General features: G+C 54.6%; 22 protein-coding genes. 1 reads left to right on the top strand and 21 read right to left on the bottom strand.

The annotated features are described in order from the left end of the window. Window positions 1-34: 34 nt before the first annotated feature. The 17 genes from tolB to sdhC all read right to left on the bottom strand — a co-directional run bounded on the left by tolB (window position 35) and on the right by sdhC (window position 17,977). Complete coding sequence (gene tolB / locus C1N69_RS06410; protein ID WP_025757211.1) at window positions 35-1,327, bottom strand: Tol-Pal system beta propeller repeat protein TolB; 1,293 nt, start codon at window positions 1,325-1,327, stop codon at window positions 35-37. A 109-nt stretch (window positions 1,328-1,436) separates the two neighbouring features. Beyond that, entirely contained in the window at window positions 1,437-2,723 is a 1,287-nt protein-coding gene (gene tolA / locus C1N69_RS06405) for a cell envelope integrity protein TolA (RefSeq protein WP_095441833.1), read from the bottom strand. Window positions 2,724-2,751: 28 nt separating this feature from the next. Then, complete coding sequence (tolR, locus tag C1N69_RS06400) at window positions 2,752-3,180, bottom strand: colicin uptake protein TolR (protein WP_003858589.1); 429 nt, start codon at window positions 3,178-3,180, stop codon at window positions 2,752-2,754. A 3-nt stretch (window positions 3,181-3,183) separates the two neighbouring features. Continuing rightward, window positions 3,184-3,876: a Tol-Pal system protein TolQ gene (gene tolQ, locus C1N69_RS06395; RefSeq protein ID WP_008501101.1), complete on the bottom strand. Its 693-nt coding sequence runs from the start codon at window positions 3,874-3,876 to the stop codon at window positions 3,184-3,186. Next, entirely contained in the window at window positions 3,873-4,277 is a 405-nt protein-coding gene (gene ybgC / locus C1N69_RS06390; protein ID WP_003858593.1) for a tol-pal system-associated acyl-CoA thioesterase, read from the bottom strand. Before ybgC ends, tolQ begins: the two co-directional genes overlap by 4 nt. A 148-nt stretch (window positions 4,278-4,425) precedes the next feature. After that, window positions 4,426-4,716 carry a cyd operon protein YbgE gene (gene ybgE / locus C1N69_RS06385; protein ID WP_014831116.1) on the bottom strand — a complete coding sequence of 97 codons (291 nt, stop codon included), beginning with the start codon at window positions 4,714-4,716 and terminating at the stop codon, window positions 4,426-4,428. Beyond that, window positions 4,716-4,829, bottom strand: coding sequence for a cytochrome bd-I oxidase subunit CydX (gene cydX, locus C1N69_RS06380; protein WP_003858598.1), 114 nt, complete (start codon window positions 4,827-4,829; stop codon window positions 4,716-4,718). Before cydX ends, ybgE begins: the two co-directional genes overlap by 1 nt. A gap of 14 nt (window positions 4,830-4,843) precedes the next feature. Beyond that, a complete protein-coding gene (gene cydB / locus C1N69_RS06375) occupies window positions 4,844-5,983 on the bottom strand; it encodes a cytochrome d ubiquinol oxidase subunit II (protein ID WP_045286160.1) in 1,140 nt (379 codons plus the stop codon). A gap of 15 nt (window positions 5,984-5,998) precedes the next feature. Then, the gene (cydA, locus tag C1N69_RS06370) at window positions 5,999-7,567 is read right to left on the bottom strand and encodes a cytochrome ubiquinol oxidase subunit I (RefSeq protein ID WP_047958040.1); all 1,569 of its coding nucleotides are present in this window, start codon (window positions 7,565-7,567) and stop codon (window positions 5,999-6,001) included. Between the two features lie 732 nt (window positions 7,568-8,299). Next, window positions 8,300-9,169: a succinate--CoA ligase subunit alpha gene (gene sucD / locus C1N69_RS06365; protein WP_008501094.1), complete on the bottom strand. Its 870-nt coding sequence runs from the start codon at window positions 9,167-9,169 to the stop codon at window positions 8,300-8,302. Next, entirely contained in the window at window positions 9,169-10,335 is a 1,167-nt protein-coding gene (sucC, locus tag C1N69_RS06360) for an ADP-forming succinate--CoA ligase subunit beta (RefSeq protein ID WP_006809579.1), read from the bottom strand. The genes sucD and sucC overlap by 1 nt, the downstream gene beginning before the upstream one ends. 117 nt (window positions 10,336-10,452) lie before the next feature. Then, entirely contained in the window at window positions 10,453-11,673 is a 1,221-nt protein-coding gene (gene odhB, locus C1N69_RS06355; protein ID WP_047958039.1) for a 2-oxoglutarate dehydrogenase complex dihydrolipoyllysine-residue succinyltransferase, read from the bottom strand. Between the two features lie 14 nt (window positions 11,674-11,687). After that, window positions 11,688-14,495, bottom strand: coding sequence for a 2-oxoglutarate dehydrogenase E1 component (sucA, locus tag C1N69_RS06350; RefSeq protein ID WP_045286158.1), 2,808 nt, complete (start codon window positions 14,493-14,495; stop codon window positions 11,688-11,690). Between the two features lie 238 nt (window positions 14,496-14,733). Beyond that, the gene (gene sdhB, locus C1N69_RS06345) at window positions 14,734-15,450 is read right to left on the bottom strand and encodes a succinate dehydrogenase iron-sulfur subunit SdhB (protein WP_014883037.1); all 717 of its coding nucleotides are present in this window, start codon (window positions 15,448-15,450) and stop codon (window positions 14,734-14,736) included. 15 nt (window positions 15,451-15,465) lie between these two features. Next, window positions 15,466-17,232, bottom strand: a complete 1,767-nt coding sequence (gene sdhA / locus C1N69_RS06340) for a succinate dehydrogenase flavoprotein subunit (RefSeq protein ID WP_025756374.1) — start codon at window positions 17,230-17,232, stop codon at window positions 15,466-15,468. Then, window positions 17,232-17,579: a succinate dehydrogenase membrane anchor subunit gene (gene sdhD / locus C1N69_RS06335; protein ID WP_012016623.1), complete on the bottom strand. Its 348-nt coding sequence runs from the start codon at window positions 17,577-17,579 to the stop codon at window positions 17,232-17,234. The genes sdhA and sdhD overlap by 1 nt, the downstream gene beginning before the upstream one ends. Further along, window positions 17,573-17,977, bottom strand: a complete 405-nt coding sequence (gene sdhC / locus C1N69_RS06330; RefSeq protein ID WP_020684965.1) for a succinate dehydrogenase cytochrome b556 subunit — start codon at window positions 17,975-17,977, stop codon at window positions 17,573-17,575. Before sdhC ends, sdhD begins: the two co-directional genes overlap by 7 nt. Window positions 17,978-18,616: 639 nt before the next feature. On the opposite strand from sdhC, the gene C1N69_RS06325 reads away from it, so the two are divergent. Continuing rightward, window positions 18,617-19,900, top strand: a complete 1,284-nt coding sequence (locus C1N69_RS06325; RefSeq protein WP_025756373.1) for a citrate synthase — start codon at window positions 18,617-18,619, stop codon at window positions 19,898-19,900. Window positions 19,901-19,985: 85 nt separating this feature from the next. On the opposite strand, the gene nei is transcribed toward C1N69_RS06325, so the two are convergent. Genes nei through pxpB form a run of 4 tightly spaced genes read right to left on the bottom strand, consistent with a single transcriptional unit; the run spans window position 19,986 to window position 23,103 of the window. After that, complete coding sequence (gene nei, locus C1N69_RS06320; RefSeq protein ID WP_025756372.1) at window positions 19,986-20,777, bottom strand: endonuclease VIII; 792 nt, start codon at window positions 20,775-20,777, stop codon at window positions 19,986-19,988. A gap of 19 nt (window positions 20,778-20,796) precedes the next feature. Then, on the bottom strand, window positions 20,797-21,534 hold the full coding sequence (pxpA, locus tag C1N69_RS06315; RefSeq protein ID WP_155030860.1) for a 5-oxoprolinase subunit PxpA: 738 nt from the start codon (window positions 21,532-21,534) through the stop codon (window positions 20,797-20,799). Continuing rightward, window positions 21,521-22,453 carry a 5-oxoprolinase subunit PxpC gene (pxpC, locus tag C1N69_RS06310; protein WP_047958037.1) on the bottom strand — a complete coding sequence of 311 codons (933 nt, stop codon included), beginning with the start codon at window positions 22,451-22,453 and terminating at the stop codon, window positions 21,521-21,523. Before pxpC ends, pxpA begins: the two co-directional genes overlap by 14 nt. Then, a complete protein-coding gene (gene pxpB, locus C1N69_RS06305; protein WP_025756369.1) occupies window positions 22,447-23,103 on the bottom strand; it encodes a 5-oxoprolinase subunit PxpB in 657 nt (218 codons plus the stop codon). The genes pxpC and pxpB overlap by 7 nt, the downstream gene beginning before the upstream one ends. Window position 23,104 lies beyond the last annotated feature (1 nt).

The following is a 23,104-nucleotide window of genomic DNA, read 5'->3' as shown; positions in this document are numbered from 1 at the left end:
TCTATGATTCCTTTAGTAATCAATTAATTATTATTTACAGATACGGCGACCAGGCAGGTGATTTTACCTGTCCATCAGTTGCCGGAATACGCGCTTTGAAACGCCCATCTGTAGAAACCAGATTCAGCACAGATCCCATCCCCTGAGAAGAGCTGTAGATTACCATAGTGCCGTTAGGTGCCAGACTTGGCGTTTCATCCAGGAACGTTGACGACAGAACTTGCACGCCACCCGCTACCAGATCTTGTTTGGCAATGTGCTGCTGCCCGCCGTTGGAGCTTACCATTACCATAAATTTACCGTCGCTGCTCACGTCTGAGTTCTGGTTCTGAGAACCTTCCCAGGTAATACGCTGCGGAGCACCGCCGTTGATGTTTACTTTGTAGATTTGTGGACGGCCAGCCTGGTCAGAGGTAAACGCCAGGTTTTGACTGTCCGGGAACCACGAAGGTTCAGTGTTGTTGCTGCGACCGTCGGTGACCTGACGGATCTGGCCAGAGCCAATGTCCATTACGTACAGGTTCAGGCTACCGGTTTTAGACAGCGCAAACGCCAGTTTAGACCCATCCGGAGAGAACGACGGCGCACCGTTGTGGCGAGGGAACGACGCCACCTGACGAACTGCACCGTTAGCCAGCGTCTGGATAACCAGCGCAGAACGGCCGCTTTCGAAGGTGACATAGGCCAGTTTAGAGCCGTCCGGAGACCAGGCTGGAGACATCAGAGGCTGGGAAGAACGCTTCACCAGGAACTGGTTGTAACCATCGTAGTCAGATACGCGCAGCTCATACGGGAACTGACCACCGTTGGTCTGTACCACGTAAGCAATACGGGTACGGAACGCACCTTTAATGCCGGTCAGTTTTTCGAATACCGCATCGCTGGCTGCGTGTGCCGCATAGCGCAGGTACTGTTTAGTGACCTTGTAAGAGTTCTGTGCCAGAACGGTACCTGGCGCACCGCCGGTATCCACCAGCTGCCAGGCCACGTTGTAAGAGCCGTCCGGGTTAGGGGTAACCTGACCCACAACTACGGCATCAATTCCGAGTGCAGACCATGCCGCAGGCTGAACTTCCTGCGCGCTACCCGGCTGCTGAGGCAGACGAGAACGATCTAACGGGTTGAATTTACCGCTGTTACGCAGGTCAGCCGCCACGATGCCACCGGCATCTTCAGGTGCAGCGCCAGAACCGGCCCACTGGAACGGAACAACACCGATTGGGCGTGCCGAGTCGTTCCAGTCTGTAATGTCAATGCTGACTGTTGCATGTACTGTTGCAGTCAACAGTACTAAAAAACCAAACGCTAATCGTAATGCCTGCTTCATCATATCTCCCTTATCCGAACAATTCGCCCTGGATAATTTAGCAGAAGGTTAACAAACTCATTTACACAAAACTATCAGAACTCGCCAACATAAACCGCTGCCATTCTGCTCATGGCTTAAAGTTCAGCGAGGCGTCTTTGAATACCTCATACACAGCCTGGCTCGGTGGTTTAGGCAATTTTGCCTGGTTAACCGCAACAAGCGCAGCCTGGCACAATGCTTCATCTCCACCTTCTGACTCAACGCTCAGCACCATACCATCAGTAGCCAGTTTAATATGCAGTCTGCACGTTTTCCCGGTATACAATGATTTATCGTTAAGCCTGCTGGCTATAGCCGCAGCAATCTGGTTCTTATAGTCATTGATTTCAGCGCCAGAAGCACCGTTGTTCTTAGTGTTACCACTTCCCGCAGGAGCAGCATTACTTCCTTTCGCCCCACCGCCCGTTTTCGGCGCATTCTTACCGGAGCTCAAATCGCCCAGCAGATCGTCAACCCCTGCGGCAGCAGCGGCTTTTTCAGCGGCGGCAGCCTTTTTCGCAGCCGCTTTTTCAGCTGCCGCTTTCTTATCGGCAGCGGCCTTCTCAGCTGCAGCTTTTTTGTCGGCCGCGGCCTTCTCTGCGGCCGCTTTCTTCTCCGCAGCCGCTTTTTCAGCAGCGGCAGCTTTTTCTGCTGCTGCTTTCTCGGCTGCAGCCGCTTTCTTCGCGGCTTCGGCAGCAGCTTTCTTCTCTGCTTCCTGAGCGGCTTTTTTCGCGGCTTCTGCTTCTGCTTTCTTCTGGGCATCAGCAGCGGCTTTTTTCGCGGCTTCCGCTTCAGCTTTCTTCTGGGCATCAGCAGCGGCTTTCTTCGCGGCTTCTGCTTCGGCTTTCTTCTGGGCGTCGGCAGCAGCTTTCTTCGCCGCTTCTGCCGCTAATTTCGCCTGGGCATCAGCCTGTGCTTTTGCATCCGCTGCGGCTTTCGCTGCCGCCTCTTCCGCCTGCTTTTGCTGTTCCTGTGCTTTCTTCGCGGCCTCTTCAGCTTGCTTCTGCTGCTGTGCCTGCTCTTTCGCCGCTTCCTGCGCCTGCAAACGTTCTTTCTCAAGCTGCTTCAGACGCTCCTGCTCAGCGGCCTGCTTTTCACGCAGCTCCTCCGCTTGCTGTTGCGCCTGTTTTTCACGCTGCTCTTCAGCCCGTTTTGCACTCGCCTTCTGCTGTTGTTGGCGATTATAGTTCTGTACTACCGCACCGGGATCCACCATCACGGCGTCAATGGAAGATCCTCCACCGCCGCCGGCTGATGCATCAATATGCTCGTCGAACGAACTCCAGATCAGCCCTGCAAAGAGAATCACATGCAGCACTGCGGAGACGATTATCGCTCGCTTAAGCTTGTCGTTCTGTTCGGTTGCCTTTGACACTATCGGTTCCCAAAAACTACGCGGATGATCAAATAGGCTGAGTCATTAAGCCAACTGACTTAACACCCGCACTATGTAGCAAGTTCAGCGCTTTAATAATTTCATCGTAGGGTACGTCTTTCGCGCCACCGATTAAGAAGACCGTTTTCGGATTTGACTCCAGGCGACGCTGCGCTTCAGCAATGACCTGTTCAGGTGGAAGCTGATCCATACGATCTTTTTCAACCACGACGCTATATTGCCCTACGCCGGAAACCTCAATGATAACCGGAGGATCGTCATTGGTGCTTACCGCCTGTGATTCTGTCGCATCCGGCAGATCCACTTCCACGCTCTGGGTAATGATTGGCGCTGTCGCCATGAAGATCAGCAGCAGTACCAACAGAACGTCCAGCAGTGGAACGATATTGATTTCGGACTTGAGCTCGCGACGACCTCGTCCACGCGATCTGGCCATGGTTTACCCCTTGTTGCTCTCGGTGCTGGTAAACGCCTGACGGTGCAGAATCGCAGTGAACTCTTCCATAAAGTTGTCGTAGTTCAATTCCAGTTTGTTCACGCGCTGGTTCAGACGGTTGTAAGCCATAACCGCCGGGATTGCCGCAAACAGACCGATAGCGGTCGCAATCAGTGCTTCTGCAATACCCGGGGCAACCATCTGCAGCGTCGCCTGCTTCACCGCGCCCAGCGCGATAAAGGCGTGCATGATGCCCCACACCGTACCAAACAGGCCGATATACGGGCTGATGGAACCGACAGTACCAAGGAAAGGAATGTGGGTTTCAAGGTTTTCCAGCTCACGGTTCATTGAGATACGCATGGCACGCGAGGCCCCTTCCACGACCGCTTCCGGCGCATGATTATTTGCGCGGTGCAGACGGGCGAACTCTTTGAAGCCGCTATAAAAAATTTGCTCGGAGCCGGTCAGGTTTTCACGGCGTCCCTGGCTTTCCTGATACAGACGAGAAAGCTCAATGCCCGACCAGAACTTATCTTCAAACGCTTCTGCTTCACGGCCAGCAGCATTGAGGATACGCGTTCTCTGGATGATGATGGCCCAGGATGCGATTGAAAAACCAATCAAAATCAACATGATAAGTTTAACCAGAAGGCTTGCCTTCAGGAACAAATCAAGGATATTCATGTCAGTCACTGCTTAAACTCCGCGACAATAGACTTAGGAAGCGCACGAGGCTTCATTATGGTTGGATCAACACAAACAATCAGTACTTCAGCTGAGTTCAGTACGGTGTTCTCTGCGTTGACTATCCGCTGCGTGAAAACCAGTGAGGTCCCGCGCATTGATGTAATTTCAGTTTGGACTTCGAGCATATCGTCGAGTCTGGCAGGCGCAAAATACTCAAGCGTCATCTTGCGTACCACGAAGGCAACTCGCTCAGCCAACAGCACCTGTTGACTAAAGTGATGATGGCGCAGCATCTCTGTGCGTGCCCGTTCATAAAAAGCAACGTAGCTGGCGTGGTAAACCACACCACCGGCATCGGTATCTTCGTAATAGACACGAACCGGCCATCGAAACAGCGTTGTATTCACTTTACATCCCAGTAATGCAACAAAAGTTAGAGCTTTTAAACTTCGCTACTATACGCGCGGGAAAGATGGTTTGGAATGGGAGAAAGTAAACGGAGAGTAAATTTTTATGGGCTCGGGTAAGCCCATAACGTTAACGGACATTTCTTATTCAGAAGAAGAAGAAAATCAAACCTGCGAGAAGCACCAGATCGGCAATGAGGGGGCAAAAAATCCCCTGCCAGTGAATGGCTTTCGGGCGAAAGCCCACGCCGTGGATCACACCTGCGCACACCGCCCACATAATGAGAAAGCCGTGCCAGATTTCCAGCTCGCTGGTTTTCGCTGCAAAGCGCGAAGGGTCCCAGAAGATACAACCTGCCAGCAGTAATGCCATCACTAAAGAAAGCGCCCGTAACGGGCGCTTATCCATTACCGCGTAAAGTGTCGCGATAATATTCATCAGTGTTTTTCTTCACCTGCTTTGGTCGCTTCAACGTGCTCAAGCGCCAGGGCAGTGATGACACCAAAAGCACAGGCAAGAAGCGTCCCTAAAATCCATGCGAAGTACCACATATTCAGCTCCTTACTTAGTACATAGAGTGGGTGTTGCTTTCGATATGCTCTTTAGTGATACGTCCGAACATTTTCCAGTAACACCAGATGGTGTAGGCCAGAACAATCGGAACGAACACGCAAGCAACATAGGTCATCAGGTTCAGCGTCATATGGCTGGAGGTTGCATCCCACATGGTCAGGCTAGCATTCAGCATGGTGCTGGATGGCATGACGAATGGGAACATGGCAATACCCGCAGTCAGGATGATGCACGCCAGCGTCAGTGAAGAGAACACGAACGCCAGGGCGCCTTTCTCCAGGCGAGACGTCAGCACGGTCAGCAGCGGCAGCAACACACCCAGTGCAGGGATAACCCACAGAACAGGCGTATTGTTGAAGTTCACCAGCCATGCACCTGCCTGACGCGCGACTTCTTTAGTCAGCGGGTTAGACGGCGCTGCGTGGTTGATAGCGGACGTCACCACGTAGCCATCAATGCCGTACACCACCCACACACCGGCCAGCGCGAAGCAGACCAGCGTAACCAGCGCGGCAACCTGAGCTGTCGCGCGAGAACGCAGGTGCAGTTCACCCACGGTACGCATCTGCAGGTAGGTTGCGCCCTGAGTGATGATCATCGCCACGCTCACGATACCTGCCAGCAGACCAAACGGATTCAGCAGCTGGAAGAAGTTACCGGTGTAGTAAAGACGCATGTACTCGTCCATGTGGAACGGTACGCCCTGCAGCAGGTTACCAAAGGCCACGCCAATCACCAGCGGCGGAACGAAGCTACCGATAAAGATGCCCCAGTCCCACAGGTTACGCCAGCGGGTATCTTCAATCTTGGAACGGTAGTCGAAACCGACCGGACGGAAGAATAAAGAGGCCAGCACCAGAATCATCGCCACATAGAAACCGGAGAATGCAGCCGCGTAGACCATCGGCCAGGCAGCGAACAGCGCGCCGCCAGCGGTGATCAGCCACACCTGGTTACCGTCCCAGTGCGGGGCGATGGAGTTGATCATGATTCGACGCTCGGTGTCATTACGACCGAGGAAACGGGTGAGCATCCCCACCCCCATGTCGAAACCATCCGTGACGGCAAAACCGATCAGCAGAACGCCGACCAACAGCCACCAGATAAAACGTAATACTTCATAATCGATCATTTGATGACTCCTGTCTTAGCGTGCCGGCTGAGTAGTCGCAGTGGACTGCTCGTAGTGATAGCGACCGGTTTTCAGGCTGCTCGGGCCAAGGCGCGCGAACTTGAACATCAGGAACAGTTCAGCCACCAGGAACAGGGTGTACAGACCACAAATCAGCAGCATGGAGAAGATCAGGTCGCCCGCTGTCAGGGAAGAGTTCGCCACTGCCGTTGGCAGTACCTCACCAATCGCCCATGGCTGACGGCCATACTCCGCAACAAACCAGCCAGATTCAATCGCGATCCACGGCAGTGGAATACCGTACAGCGCGGTACGCAGCAGCCATTTTTTCTCGCCGATGCGGTTACGAATCACGGACCAGAAGGACGCCGCAATGATCAGCAGCATGATGACGCCGCAGCCCACCATGATACGGAACGCAAAGTACAGCGGTGCAACACGCGGAATGGAGTCTTTGGTTGCCATCTGGATCTGCGCTTCCGTCGCATCGGAAACGTTCGGGGTATAACGTTTCAGGAGCAGACCGTAACCGAGATCTTTCTTCACGGAATTGAACTGGTCACGAACAGCCTGGTCTGTCGAGCCGGCACGCAGCTGTTCCAGCAGCGAGTAGGCTTTCATACCATTACGGATACGCTCTTCATGCTGAACCATCAGCTCTTTCAGACCCGTCACCTGCTTATCAACAGAACGGGTTGCGATGATACCCAGCGCGTAAGGGATCTGAATCGCGAAGCGGTTTTCCTGCGCATCCTGATCGGGGATACCGAACAGCGTAAAGGCAGCAGGTGCCGGTTGCGTTTCCCATTCGGCTTCAATTGCGGCCAGTTTGGTTTTCTGCACGTCACCCATTTCGTAACCGGATTCATCACCCAGAACGATAACAGAGAGGATGGCAGCCATACCGAAGCTTGCAGCGATAGCAAAGGAGCGCTTAGCAAAGGCGAAGTCACGACCACGCAGCATGTAATAAGAGCTGATGCCCAGCACAAACATCGCGCCGCACACATAGCCAGAAGCCACGGTGTGGACGAATTTAACCTGTGCTACCGGGTTCAGGACCAGCTCGGCAAAGCTGACCATCTCCATACGCATGGTTTCGAAGTTGAAATCAGACGCGATAGGGTTCTGCATCCAGCCGTTCGCGACCAGGATCCACAGCGCGGACAGGTTCGAACCTAATGCCACCAGCCAGGTTACCGCCATATGCTGGACTTTACCCAGACGGTCCCAACCGAAGAAGAACAGACCTACAAAGGTGGATTCAAGGAAGAAGGCCATCAGACCTTCAATGGCCAGCGGCGCACCGAAGATATCCCCTACATAGTGAGAATAGTAAGACCAGTTAGTCCCGAACTGGAACTCCATGGTCAGACCGGTTGCCACGCCCAGCGCAAAGTTGATACCAAACAACTTGCCCCAGAACTTGGTCATATCTTTATAAATCTGTTTGCCGGAGAGAACGTATACCGTTTCCATGATGGCCAGCAGGAACGCCATACCGAGCGTCAGTGGCACAAACAGGAAGTGGTACATCGCGGTCAAGGCAAACTGTAAGCGCGACAGTTCGACTATATCTAACATCATGACTCCTTGCTCATCGCATGAAGACTCCGAGAGTGAACCCCGTCAGAACGAGACCCACACGCATGCCCCAATACAAATTATTCGCATCCTTGTCGTCGTTATTACCCTGAGGGAGGATAAAAACGATGACGTGAGGTTACGAATACGTTAATAAAAAACTCAAATTGATCCCGTAAATATAATACGCTGCAAAACCCTTACAATAAACAGGTTTTTATTGAATCATATTTACGTTTTTCGACGGCGATCAATTTATAGCAAAATTACCACTTTTCGGCCATTTTGATCGGGAACAATTTAGCGCTTTTCGACGCCTTTTTCCAAGGATTAAACATTGATTTAAATCAAAAACAATTCTATGTGTTAATTGTGTTTTGATGTGGTGAACATGGTAAAAACCATGTTAAAGATATGTATATGAAATACAATTAAGGTTATCAAATCAACGGATGAATATAAACAGAAGTGATTTTTATTAACTTAGTAATGCTTAATGACTGATTTATTCAGGACATAAATTTTAGTACGTTTTTTGTTTTTTTCCATCTGCTCTCTTAAGGCAAATAAATAACAATTATTTTACTTTTACATCCTCTCTAATTAACACCCAGTTGTGACTATTGCATGACGCCCGGCAGGCAATAAAAAAGGCCGCTTTACAGCGGCCAACCATGTCGAAACGGACATTTTTTATACTGCAACGCCCCCCTTCCGGGGAGCAGAGAGGACTTACTTAATGATGGATTTCAGTGCTTCGCCGATATCCGCCAGGCTGCGAACGGTTTTCACGCCTGCGGCTTCCAGCGCGGCAAATTTCTCATCAGCCGTACCTTTACCACCGGCGATGATTGCGCCTGCGTGACCCATACGTTTACCTTTCGGTGCAGTCACGCCCGCGATGTAGCCGACAACAGGCTTGGTCACGTGTTCTTTGATGTAAGCAGCCGCTTCTTCTTCTGCGCTACCACCGATCTCACCGATCATGACGATCGCTTCGGTCTGTGGATCTTCCTGGAACAGCTTCAGGATGTCGATGAAGTTAGAGCCCGGGATTGGGTCACCGCCGATGCCCACACAGGTGGACTGGCCGAAGCCGTAATCGGTCGTCTGCTTAACCGCTTCATAGGTCAGGGTACCGGAACGGGAAACGATACCCACTTTGCCCGGCTTATGAATGTGGCCCGGCATGATGCCGATTTTGCATTCGCCCGGGGTGATAACGCCTGGGCAGTTCGGGCCGATCATGCGCACGCCCGCTTCGTCCAGCTTCACTTTCACGGTCAGCATATCCAGCGTCGGGATGCCTTCAGTAATGGTGATAATAAGCTTAATGCCTGCATCGATGGCTTCCAGAATAGAGTCTTTGCAGAACGGAGCCGGAACGTAGATCACGGTCGCGGTGGCGCCCGTCGCTTCTACAGCTTCACGCACGGTGTTGAACACCGGCAGACCCAGGTGCGTGGTGCCGCCTTTACCTGGCGTTACGCCGCCAACCATCTGCGTACCGTAGGCAATCGCCTGTTCAGAGTGGAAAGTCCCCTGGCTACCGGTGAAGCCCTGGCAGATAACCTTGGTATCTTTATTAATTAAAACTGACATTATTTCCCCTCCACTGCGGCAACAACCTGCTGAGCTGCATCCGTCAGACTTTTCGCTGCAATAATATTCAGGCCGCTGTCAGCCAGTTTTTTCGCGCCGAGTTCAGCGTTGTTACCTTCCAGACGTACAACAACCGGAACGTTAACACCCACTTCTTCTACCGCACCGATGATACCGTCAGCGATCAGGTCGCAACGTACGATGCCGCCGAAGATGTTAACCAGAACGGCCTTCACATTGTCGTCGGAGAGAATGATTTTGAACGCTTCGGTTACGCGCTCTTTGGTTGCGCCACCGCCTACGTCGAGGAAGTTTGCTGGCTCGCCGCCGTGCAGCTTAACGATGTCCATGGTGCCCATTGCCAGGCCCGCACCGTTAACCATGCAGCCGATGTTGCCATCCAGCGCCACGTAGTTCAGCTCCCACTGTGCAGCTTGCGCTTCACGTGGATCTTCCTGAGACTGGTCGCGCATTTCACGCAGATCCGGCTGGCGGAACAGGGCGTTACCGTCAGCGCCAAGTTTGCCGTCGAGGCAGATCAGATCGCCCTGAGTGGTGATCACCAGCGGGTTGATCTCGATCAGCGCCAGGTCACGCTCCAGGAAGATCGTCGCCAGGCCCATGAAGATCTTGGTGAACTGCTGAACCAGCTTGCCTTCCAGACCCAGTTTGAACGCCAGCTCGCGACCCTGGTAAGGCATTGGACCTGCCAGCGGATCGATAGCCACTTTGTGGATCAGATGTGGGGTCTCTTCCGCCACTTTTTCGATTTCCACGCCGCCTTCAGTAGACGCCATGAACACCACGCGACGGGAGCTACGGTCAACCACCGCGCCCAGGTACAGCTCTTTCGCGATATCAGTCGCCGCTTCAACCAGGATCTGGTTAACCGGCTGGCCGTTCGCGTCTGTCTGGTAGGTCACCAGACGCTTGCCGAGCCAATGTTCAGCAAACGCACGAATCTCTTCTTTGCTCTTAACAACCTTCACACCGCCCGCTTTACCACGGCCACCAGCGTGAACCTGACACTTAACTACCCACGGGCCGGAACCGATTTTAGATGCGGCTTCTTCTGCTTCACGCGGGGTAGTACAGGCATAACCCACCGGAGCCGGTAAGCCATACCGGGCAAACAGCTGTTTGGCCTGATATTCATGTAAGTTCATGTGTTCTATCCATCCTTCAGGGTAATCGTTATCTTCAAACCTGTAGACCGGCGCGGTCTGTGTGCCGGATGGCGCTACGCTTATCCGGCCTACAGGGCAGGTGATGCTAAATGGTTACTAGACGTCCAGCAGCAGACGCGTTGGATCTTCCAGCAGCTCTTTAATGGCGACCAGGAAGCCCACGGATTCGCGGCCGTCGATCAGGCGGTGGTCGTAAGAGAGCGCCAGGTACATCATTGGCAGGATCTCCACTTTACCGTCTACCGCCATAGGACGATCTTTAATGGCATGCATACCCAGGATCGCGCTCTGCGGCGGGTTGATGATTGGGGTAGACATCAGTGAACCGAATACACCGCCGTTGGTAATGGTGAAGTTACCGCCGGTCAGGTCTTCTACGGTCAGCTTGCCGTCGCGGCCTTTCACAGCCAGCTCTTTGATATTTTTCTCAATGTCAGCCATACCCAGGGTATCAACATCACGCAGGACCGGAGTCACCAGGCCACGTGGGGTCGAAACCGCCATGCTGACGTCGAAGTAGTTGTGGTAAACCACGTCATCGCCATCGATGGACGCATTCACTTCCGGGTAGCGTTTCAGCGCTTCAACCACCGCTTTGACGTAGAAGGACATAAAGCCCAGACGGATACCGTGACGTTTTTCGAAGGCGTCACCGTACTGCTTACGCAGATCCATGATTGGCTTCATGTTCACTTCGTTGAAGGTGGTCAGCATCGCCGTGGAATTTTTCGCTTCCAGCAGACGCTCAGCCACACGCTTACGCAGGCGAGTCATAGGGACACGTTTTTCGCTGCGCGCGCCCAGAGCAGGCTGGGCTGCAGGGGCTGCCGCTGGCGCTTTCGCTTCTGCCTGAGCAGGCGCTTTCGCCAGGTGTTTGTCGATGTCTTCGCGGGTCAGACGACCGCCCACACCGGTACCTTTAATGGCTGCCGGGTCAAGGCTGTGTTCAGCCAGCAGGCGACGGATCGCCGGGCTGAGCGCGTCGTTAGACTGTTCTTCCAGAGAAGCCTGCTGGCGCTGAGCCGGCGTAGAGGCTTTCTCTTCAGATTTCGCGCTGGACTCTTTGCCCGCGCTGTTGCCTTCACGCAGGCGACCCAGGATCTGACGAGAGGTGACGGTGGTACCTTCATCTTCCAGCACTGCGTCCAGAACGCCATCCGCCGAAGCCGGTACTTCCAGTACCACTTTGTCAGTTTCGATTTCTACCAGCACTTCATCACGCTTAACGGCATCGCCTGGTTTTTTGTGCCAGGTAGCGACGGTCGCATCTGCTACAGATTCAGGCAGGTCGGGAACAAGAATATCTACGCTACTCATTATGTATCCTTTAATTAATCGACGTTCAGCGCGTCATTGACCAGATCTTGTTGCTGCTTCTGGTGAACGGACATATACCCTACCGCCGGAGAGGCGGAGGCCGGGCGACCTGCATAGCGCAGGGCTGACCCAAATGGAATCACTTCACGGAAATGATGCTGGCTGCAGTACCATGCGCCCTGGTTGAGCGGCTCTTCCTGGCACCAGACAAAATCATGTACGTGAGCGTACGGTTTCAGCGCTTCCTGCACCGCCTGGTGCGGGAACGGATAAAGCTGTTCGATACGCACGATGGCGACATCTTTCTGATCGTTCTTACGGCGCTGTTCCAGCAGGTCGTAATAAACCTTACCAGAACACATCACCACGCGCTTCACAGCCTGCGGATCCAGCTCATCAATTTCACCGATAGCCGGCAGGAAGGTGCCGTTGGCCAGTTCATCCAGGCTGGAGACCGCCAGCGGATGACGCAGCAGGGATTTAGGCGACATCACCACCAGCGGACGGCGCATACCGCGCAGCGCCTGACGACGCAGCATGTGGTAAACCTGAGCCGGGGTTGACGGTACGCAAACCTGCATGTTCTGCTCAGCGCAGAGCTGCAGATAACGTTCCAGACGCGCGGAGGAGTGTTCCGGGCCCTGACCTTCATAACCGTGCGGAAGCAGCATCACCAGGCCACACATACGGCCCCATTTCTGCTCGCCGGAAGAGATAAACTGGTCGATAACCACCTGCGCACCGTTGGCGAAGTCACCGAACTGCGCTTCCCAGATAGTCAGGGTACGCGGTTCAGCCGTGGCGTAACCGTATTCGAAGGCCAGCACCGCTTCTTCAGACAGCACGGAGTCCCAGACCTTGAACTGGCCCTGACCGTTGTGCACGTGCTGCAGCGGGGTGTACGTTGAACCGTTGGACTGGTTATGCACGACCGCGTGACGGTGGAAGAAGGTGCCACGGCCCGCATCTTCACCGGACAGACGAACAGGAATACCTTCGTCAACCAGCGTCGCGTAAGCCAGCGTTTCCGCGCCGCCCCAGTCGAACAGCTTCTCGCCTGCCGCCATAGCCTGACGATCAGCATAAATTTTTGCCACGCGAGACTGCATCTCAATAGCGTCTGGTACGGTGCTGATGCGTTTAGCCAGCTCCTGCAGGCGCTTCATCTCGACCTTGTTCGGGTAGCTCTCATCCCACTCGTGGTTGAGGTACGGCGACCAGGTAAAGGAGTGCATGTTCATCGGACGCAGCTCTTTGACCACGCATTCACCTGCATCCAGCGCGTCGCGGTAGAGGTTAACCATCTCGGTCGCATCTTCCAGCGTCGCCACTTTTTCGCTTTCCAGCTTGTCAGCGTAGATTTTGCGCGGGGTCGGGTGTTTTTTGATTTTCTGGTACATCAACGGCTGGGTTGCACTCGGCTCGTCGGCTTCGTTATGGCCATGGCGGCGGTAGCAGAACAGGTCGATGAACACATCACGTTTGAAGGTGTTACGGAAGTCCAGCGCCAGACGGGTCACGAAGGCGACCGCTTCCGGATCGTCCGCGTTAACGTGGAAGATCGGCGCCTGAACCATCTTACCGATGTCGGTGCAGTATGGAGTAGAACGCGCATCCAGCGGGTTAGAGGTGGTGAAGCCCACCTGGTTATTGATGACGATACGCACGGTACCGCCCACTTCATAACCACGCGCTTTTGACATGTTCAGGGTCTCCTGAACCACGCCCTGCCCGGTGACCGCGGCGTCACCGTGGATGGTAATTGGCAGCACTTTATTGCTGCTTGGCTCATCCAGACGATCCAGACGCGCACGAACGGAACCGATAACGACCGGGCTGACGATCTCCAGGTGTGACGGGTTAAACGCCAGCGCCAGGTGAACCAGACCGCCTTCGGTTTCGATATCAGACGAGAAGCCCATGTGGTACTTCACGTCGCCGGTGCCGAGATGTTCTTTATGTTTGCCCGCGAATTCGTCGAACAGGTCCTGCGGTTTTTTACCCAGCACGTTGACCAGTACGTTCAGACGACCACGGTGCGCCATGCCCAGCACCACTTCACGGGTGCCGCTCTTGCCTGCGTGACGAATCAGCTCTTTCAGCATCGGCACCAGCGCATCGCCGCCTTCCAGCGAGAAGCGTTTTGCGCCCGGGAATTTCGCGCCCAGATAGCGCTCAAGCCCTTCCGCTGCCGTCAGTTCATTGAGGAAGCGTTTTTTCTCGTCAGCCGAGAAGGTCGCGTGGCCTGCTACGGATTCGATGCGCTGCTGGATCCAGCGTTTCTCTTCGGTAGAGGTAATGTGCATGTATTCCGCGCCGATGGAGCCGCAGTAGGTTTGCTTGAGCGCGTCAATCAGATCGCCCAGCTTCATCGTGTCTTTGCCGATGGCAAAGGAACCTACGTTAAAGCTTTCCTGGAAATCGGCCTCGGTCAGATCGTGATACGCCGGATCGAGATCGGCCACACGGTCTTGTTTCCACAGTCCCAGCGGATCGAGATTCGCATGCTGGTGACCACGGAAGCGATAAGCGTTGATAAGCTGCAGGACTTTAACCTGCTTCGCATTGGTGTCAGGGTCGGAAATCGCAGAAGAGTAACGTGAGGCATCCTTCGCCAGACGACGGAAATAATCACGTGTTTTGGAATGGAATTGATCCGGTTTGACTCCCGTGCCAGGCAACTGCTGGAACATGGAACGCCAGTTTGCGTCCACTGAGTCAGGATCGGTTAAGAAGTCTTCATAGAGCTGTTCTATCCAGCTCTGGTTGGCACCAGAGAGGTAAGAAGAGTCCAGCCAGGCTTTCATTGCGCCGTTCTGCATCGTGATCCCTTAAGCATTTTTATGCTTACTTTCGCCGTAGAAACTACCACGTACACACCGTGTACGTGCCGGGGTTCACCTGCGAGCTCTTTTCATTTGGCCCGCGAAGGAACCTTTAGAAACTGTCTAAACGTCAGGGCAGTTTTTAAAGGTTTCTGCATTTTGCCCGGTGGCGCTACGCTTACCGGGCCTACAGACTCGTAGGCCGGATAAGCGCAGCGCTGTCCGGCAAATTTACTTACGCACTGCGCTGCAGCAGCATCGACTTAATATGGCCGATGGCGCGCGTCGGGTTCAGCCCCTTCGGACACACACTGACGCAGTTCATGATGCTATGGCAGCGGAATACGCTGAAAGCGTCACTCAGTCCTTCCAGACGGCTTTCGGTTTCGGTGTCGCGGCTATCGATCAGGAAGCGATAGGCAGCCAGCAGACCGGCCGGGCCGATAAACTTGTCCGGGTTCCACCAGAACGACGGGCAGGACGTTGAACAACATGCACAAAGAATACACTCGTACAACCCATCGAGTTTTTCACGCTGCTCAGGAGACTGTAAGTGCTCACGAGCGGGTGGATTTTGCCCATTATTCAATAAGTAAGGCTTAATCTTCTCATATTGTGCATAGAATTGCCCCATGTCTACCACCAAATCACGCACGACCGGCAGACCTGGCAGAGGACGGATAACAATTTTCTGACCCGGACGCTGCAGCGCTGAAATTGGCGTGATGCAGGCCAGGCCATTTTTGCCGTTCATGTTCACACCGTCAGAGCCACAGACCCCTTCACGGCAGGAGCGACGGAACGACAGGGTCGGATCTTTCTCTTTCAGCTGGATTAAGGCATCCAGCAGCATCATGTCACGACCTTCTTCCGCTTCCAGGGTGTAGTCCTGCATACGCGGAGCATCATCAACATCCGGGTTATAACGATAAACTGAGAATTCGAGTTTCATTATCCTGTCTCCGCATTAGTAAGTACGAATCTTCGGCGGGAACGCCGGACGCAGTTTCGGTTCCATATTGACGCTACGACGCGTCATGGATTCCGACTCTGGCAGATACAGGGAATGGCACAGCCAGTTTTCATCGTCACGCTCCGGGAAGTCGAAGCGGCTATGGGCGCCACGGCTTTCGGTACGGAAGTTTGCCGCCATCGCGGTCGCGAACGCGGTTTCCATCAGGTTATCCAGCTCCAGACACTCTACGCGCTGGGTGTTGAACTCGCTGGAGGTGTCATCCAGACGGGCGTTTTTGAGACGCTCGCGGATCGCTTTCAGCTGCTCAAGACCTTTGGCCATCGCGTCGCCTTCGCGGAATACCGAGAAGTTGTGCTGCATGCACTCCTGCAGCGCTTTACGGATTTCCACCGGATCTTCGCCGTTACGGTTGCCGTTCCAGCGGTTGAGGCGTTCAAGAGAAGCATCAATTTCGTCGTCGGTCGCATCACGCAGCGCACCCTGCTCGGCAATGGATTCCTGCAGATGCAGACCCACCGCACGACCAAACACCACCAGGTCCAGCAGGGAGTTGCCGCCCAGACGGTTAGCACCGTGTACCGATACGCAGGCGATTTCGCCCACTGCGAACAGGCCAGGGATAACCACATCTTCGCCCTGCTCGTTTACGGTCAGCGCCTGCCCGGTCACTTTGGTCGGAATACCGCCCATCATGTAGTGGCAGGTTGGGATGACAGGGATCGGCTCTTTCACCGGGTCGACGTGCGCGAAGGTGCGCGACAGTTCCAGGATGCCCGGCAGACGGGATTCCAGCACCTCTTTACCCAGGTGGTCGAGTTTCAGCTTCGCGTGAGGACCCCATGGGCCATCACAGCCGCGGCCTTCACGGATTTCGATCATGATGGAACGCGCCACCACGTCACGACCCGCCAGGTCTTTCGCATTCGGGGCATAACGCTCCATAAAGCGCTCGCCGTGTTTGTTCAGCAGGTAACCCCCTTCACCGCGGCAACCTTCCGTTACCAGCACGCCCGCACCGGCGATACCGGTTGGGTGGAACTGCCACATCTCCATATCCTGCACCGGCACGCCCGCGCGGATAGCCATACCGACCCCGTCACCGGTGTTGATGTGAGCATTGGTGGTGGACTGGTAAATACGGCCTGCACCACCGGTCGCCAGCACGGTTGCGCGGGCTTTGAAGTAAACGACTTCACCGGTTTCGATGCACAGTGCGGTACAACCGACGATTGCGCCATCGGCGTTTTTCACCAGATCCAGCGCGTACCACTCGGAGAAGATGGTGGTGTGATTTTTCAGGTTCTGCTGATACAGGGTGTGCAGCAGTGCGTGACCGGTACGGTCAGCCGCCGCCGCGGTACGTGCCGCCTGCTCGCCGCCGAAGTTTTTCGACTGGCCGCCAAACGGACGCTGATAGATGGTGCCATTTTCCAGACGGGAGAACGGCAGACCCATGTGGTCCAGCTCCAGAATCGCTTCCGGGCCGGTCTTACACATATATTCGATGGCATCCTGGTCACCGATGTAATCGGAACCTTTTACCGTATCGTACATGTGCCATTCCCAGTTATCTTCATGGGAGTTACCCAGCGCAACGGTAATACCGCCCTGCGCAGACACAGTATGGGAACGGGTTGGGAAGACTTTAGAGAGCAGCGCACAGCTCTGGCCGCTCTGGGAAATTTGCAGTGCGGCACGCATACCTGCGCCACCCGCACCAATGACGACAGCATCAAATTCTCTGACTGGCAGTTTCATTACACACCCCACACCACAACAAATCCATAAATAACGTAAACCACCAGAGCAACAACAATGGCCAGCTGCAGAGGGAGGCGAATCGCCAGAGGTTTAACGTAATCGGTCAGCACCTGCCACATACCAATCCAGGCATGAATAAGGATGGAGAACAGCGCCAGCAAGGTGAACACTTTGGTGAAGGCCGATCCGAAGAACCCACTCCAGATTTCCCACGTAAGCTCCCCGCTGGTGGCGAAGAAACCGATCATATAGATGATGTAAAGGGTGAGAACGATGGCGGTAGCACGGACCAGAATGAAGTCATGTACGCCGTTGCGTCCTAATGCGGAGGCGTTGCTTACCATACGAGAACTCCTGCGAGAAGTGAAAGCACGACTGTAATCACAAATGAAATGTTAGCGGAGCGTTTCCCGGCTTCGAAGGTCTCTTCGAGATAGCCAAAGTCCATCAGCATATGGCGAACACCCACCACAACGTGGTACGCCAGTGCGGTCAGAATGCCCCACATGATGAATTTCACGAAGAAGCTGTTCATGATGGCCGAGGCCTGGAGGAATCCTTCAGGGGAAGAGAGGCTGGTACCCAGTAACCACAGCAGAATGCCGACCGCCACAAACGTAATCACACCTGAAACACGGTGCAGAATGGACGCTATTGCTGTTACAGGGAACCGGATCGTTTTCAGATCCAGATTGACAGGTCTTTGTTTTTTCACATTTCTTATCATGAATAACGCCCACATGCTGTTCTTATTGTTTCCTTCCTCCGGACTGCGATGCGGGTCAAGCAGCGTTCCTTTTCTATAACTGCGCGTCATGCAAAACATTGCTTCCAGATGCTAAAACGACACGTTACAACGCTGGGTGGCTCGGGATTGCAGGGTGTTCCGGAGACCTGGCGGCAGTATAGGCCGTTCACAAAATCATTACAATTAACCTACATACAGTTTGTTGGGTTTTCTCTGGAACAGTGATCAGGGTCACGATAACAACATCTTTTTAATTTTTAATCATCTGATTTGACAAATGTTAAACAATATTGTTACAAACGTCATCAGAAAAGGCATATAATGCGCAAAAGTTATGAGGTCTCACTTTCACCTGACAAATAGTTATGTAACAGTGTGATGGTATTGACCGAAGTTATCAGGACAGTTATTAGTGATATACAGGTTTGAATAATTCGGACTGCAAAAACGCTGATTTGCTGTGGTTTCACTGATATTTCATTCGTTTACCTGCAAGGCGCCATAGCTCTGTACCCTGGTTTGTCCTCGTGAGCTGAGCGGTAAGCCAAATAACAATCTGGTAACGATGATTAACAGCTGAAGGCAAATCCGGTAAAGCGCAGTCTTAAGCATAAGGCGCTAAGGAGACCGTAAATGGCTGATACTAAGGCAAAACTCACCCTAAATGGTGATGATGCTATTGAACTGGATGTGCTAAAAGGCACGCTCGGTCAGGATGTTATTGATATCCGTACGCTGGGTTCCAAAGGGATGTTTACCTTTGACCCTGGATTTACTTCTACCGCATCTTGCGAATCCAAAATCACCTTCATTGACGGTGACGAAGGTATCCTGCTCCATCGCGGCTTCCCTATCGATCAGTTAGCCACCGAATCCAACTATCTGGAAGTGTGCTACATCCTGCTGAACGGCGAAAAACCGACACAGGCTCAGTTCGATGAATTTAAAACCACCGTGACCCGTCACACCATGATCCATGAGCAGATCACCCGTCTGTTCCATGCGTTCCGTCGTGACTCTCACCCGATGGCGGTGATGTGCGGGATTACCGGTGCGCTGGCGGCGTTTTACCACGACTCTCTGGACGTGAATAACCCGCGTCACCGTGAAATCGCCGCTTACCGTCTGCTGTCCAAAATGCCTACCATGGCGGCGATGTGTTACAAATACTCCATCGGCCAGCCGTTTGTGTACCCACGCAATGACCTCTCCTACGCGGGTAACTTCCTGCGCATGATGTTCTCCACGCCGTGCGAAGAGTACGAAGTGAACCCGGTGCTGGAACGCGCAATGGACCGTATTCTGATCCTGCACGCTGACCACGAACAGAACGCATCGACCTCTACCGTCCGTACCGCAGGCTCTTCAGGCGCTAATCCGTTCGCCTGTATCGCTGCGGGCATCGCCTCCCTGTGGGGACCGGCGCACGGCGGCGCGAACGAAGCAGCACTGAAGATGCTGGAAGAGATCAGCACCGTTGAGCACATTCCTGAATTCGTGCGTCGTGCGAAAGATAAGAATGACTCCTTCCGCCTGATGGGCTTCGGTCACCGTGTTTACAAAAACTACGACCCACGCGCAACCGTAATGCGCGAGACCTGCCACGAAGTGCTGAAAGAGCTGGGCACTAAAGATGATCTGCTGGAAGTGGCGATGGAGCTGGAACACATCGCGCTGAACGACCCGTATTTCATCGAGAAGAAACTCTATCCGAACGTCGATTTCTACTCTGGCATTATTCTGAAAGCGATGGGTATTCCGTCCTCCATGTTCACCGTGATCTTCGCCATGGCCCGTACCGTTGGCTGGATTGCGCACTGGAACGAAATGCACAGCGAAGGCATGAAAATCGCCCGTCCTCGTCAGCTGTACACCGGCTACGAGCAGCGTGATTTTAAGTCTGATCTGAAGCGCTAAAAGACAAGCCCGGTGGCGCTACCGCTTACCGGGCCTACAAATGCGAAACGTAGGCCGGGTAAGGCGTAGCCGCTACCCGGCTTTTTTATTTTTGACAATGTGGACACCAGTAAAACGGTCTTGAGGAGAGCATTGTCCTCTCTATAATCCCGCCGCACCGCTCGCACTTTTTCCCCGCCCGATGAAACACCTTGAACCGGAAAAGCGCGCCGTGATGCTTATTCTCGTCCACCACCCCGCGCGTGTTGTATGACAGCCGCGGAATGTCCAGCAGCGCGTGGGACAGCGCCTCCAGCTGTTCATCGCTCAGCTGAGAAGCTTTGTGCTGCGGTGCCAGCCCGACTTCCCAGAGGATTTCCACCCGCAGGTAGTTGCCAAGTCCGGCCAGAAACGCCTGATCGAGGAATAATCCGGAAAATTGCCGGTTGCGGAATTTGGGGGACAACAAGCGGGCTTTGACATCACTCGCCGTCAGGCGCATATCCAGCACGTCGGGCCCGACCCGCTGTAAGAACGGGTGCGTAAGCAGTTGCTCAGGCGTTAACATTTCGATATCAGATGCGCTGTACAGCAGGATCGCTTTCTCTGCCGTTTGCAGCCTGACGCGCAGCACGCGGGTGGTTTGCGGCTGTTCATCCGCGTTAACCACGCGCCACACGCCGTAAAGCTGGTTGTGGCTATATAACGTCAGGTTATGGGAAAAGTGCGTAAGCAACGCTTTTCCGCGCGTTTCAATATGCGTCACCGTTTGCCCCACCAGCGGGGCTTCAAACGGTTTCAGTTGAGGGAAAGCAAACCAGACATCCGTCAGCGGTTTGCCTTTTATCGCCGCCTCGAGGCTATCCGCCGCGCGACGGATCTCCGGGCCTTCTGGCATTTTTCTGTCCTTATGATGATCAGGCGCTAACGAGAATACCTTGCTCTGCAAAAGCCGCCCGTAAGCGGCGCGCAAACTGCAGCGCATGTTCGCCATCGCCGTGTAAACAAACCGTTTCCGCCTGTACGCTGGCCGTTGAGCCATCCGTCGCGTTGACGGTCCCCTCACGCACCATCTGAAGGGTCTGCGCCAGCGCCTGAGACGCATCGGTGATTAACGCGCCGGGCTGGGACCGGGGGACCAGGCTGCCATCAGGCAAATACCCTCTGTCGGCAAAGACTTCCTGACGCGTGGTTAACCCCAGACGCTGCCCCGCACGAATAAGCTCGCTCCCCGCCAGACCAACCAGTATCAGCTGCGGGTTGCAGTCCCGTACCGCGCGGGCGATGGCGTCAGCCAGAACGGGATCTTTTGCCGCCTGATTGTAGAGCATGCCGTGCGGCTTAACGTGACGCAGCACACCGTTCTCGGCGCGAACAATCGCCTCCAGTGCGCCTGTCTGATAGAGCGTCTGGGCGTAAACCGTCTCCGGCGGGAGATCCATCGCGGTACGGCCAAAATTCTCCCGATCCGGAAAGCTCGGGTGAGCCCCCACCGCCACGCCGTATTTGATGGCGTTTCGCACGCTCTCAAGCATCGTTTGGGCATCGCCCGCGTGAAAACCGCAGGCAATGTTGACCGACGAAACCAGCGTCATCAGTTCAGCGTCAGCACTACCGCCCTCGCCCAGATCGGCGTTTAAATCAATCTTTACCATCGAGCCTCCACGCCAGTTGTTCCAGATAACGCTGCTGATCCTGACGCGCCTTGAGCGCTTCCTCCAGAGAACATTGCACGAAATGAATCGGCTGCCCCAGGGGGATTTGCGCCAGATGGTAGCGATCGGCTTCAATAATGCAGGCAATACGCGGGTAACCGCCCGTTGTTTGCGCGTCATTCATCAACACTATCGGTTGACCGTTCCCCGGCACCTGGATGACGCCGGGCAATAAGCCGTGGGAAAGCAATTCACGGTCTGTCGTACGGGTCAGCGGCTGCCCCTGCAAACGGTAGCCCATGCGGTTACTTTGTGGGCTGAGCTTCCACGGCGAGCGCCAGAAGGACTCTTTAGAGGCCTCGTCGAACTCATGATATTCCGGCCCCGGTAAGGCGCGGATCTGGTTGCCCCAGAGCAGTTGCTTCACCCCCTGAGCCGTCGAGAAGTGGCGCGCAGAGGGGTGAATCGCCAGACGGTCCCCATCGCGTAGCAACCGTCCTTCGTGACCGCCAATGCCAGCTTTCTGATCGGTACTGGCTGACCCCAGCACCTCCGGCACGTCAATCCCGCCCGCGACCGCAAGATAGCTGCGCACCCCGTGCAGAGGACGCTTAAGCGTTAAACGCTGTCCGGCTTTCGCCCGCAGCCGCCAGCCGGTCCAGACCGCTTTGCCATCCAGCGTGGCATCGCACCCGGCGCCGGTTAAGGCAAACCAGGTCTCCTGACCAAACTCAATGACACACTGCCCGAGCGTAATTTCGAGCGCAGCCGTATTGCCGGGGTTGCCCACCAGCACGTTAGCAATCTCCAGCGCGGGCCTGTCCAGCGCGCCGCAATAGCTCACGCCAGACTGGCGCATGCCAAAGCGGCCCGCATCCTGAACGGAAGTGTAAAGCCCGGCGCGAATAAGCGTTAACATACCCCCTCCTTCTGCGGAATAAAGCGGAGGGTATCACCGGCACGCAACAGAACCGGCGATGCCTGTCCGGGTTCAAATAAGGGCATGGACGTATGTCCGATAAGCTGCCAGCCGCCAGGCGAAGCCAGGGGATAAATACCGGTCTGCTCGCCGCCTATTGCGACGGTGCCAGCCGGTACACTCAGGCGAGGCTCCGCGCGACGCGGCGTATGCAGCCGCGGGGAGAGCCCGCCAAGGTACGGGAAGCCCGGCTGAAACCCCAGGAACCAGACAACGTAATCAACCGAAGCGTGCAGCTCGACGACCTGCTTTTCCGTTAACCCGCAGTGTTCCGCGACAACCGGGAGATCGGGTCCCCCCGCGCCACCGTACACCACCGGGATCTCAATCGTTCTGGAGTCAGGCTCCAGCGCTTCACTCTCTTCCCACCAGCGCTGTAAACGTTCGATAGCATCCAGAGCCAGCGTGTGCGGGCTACGCAGCACGACGGTAATGTTATTCATACCTGGAATGGCCTCAACCACCTCTGGCATGTCGGCCAGACGCTGGGTCAACCGCCAGATTCGCTTTTGCGTCGCCAGCGTAACAGGCGGCTCCAGCTCCAGTACCACTGCGGTTTCACCCAGAAGATAACAACGCGCTCGCTGCACT

The organism is Enterobacter sichuanensis (genome assembly GCF_009036245.1).
Taxonomy (GTDB): Bacteria; Pseudomonadota; Gammaproteobacteria; order Enterobacterales; family Enterobacteriaceae; genus Enterobacter; species Enterobacter sichuanensis.
This window is presented reverse-complemented; position numbering and strand designations above follow the sequence as displayed.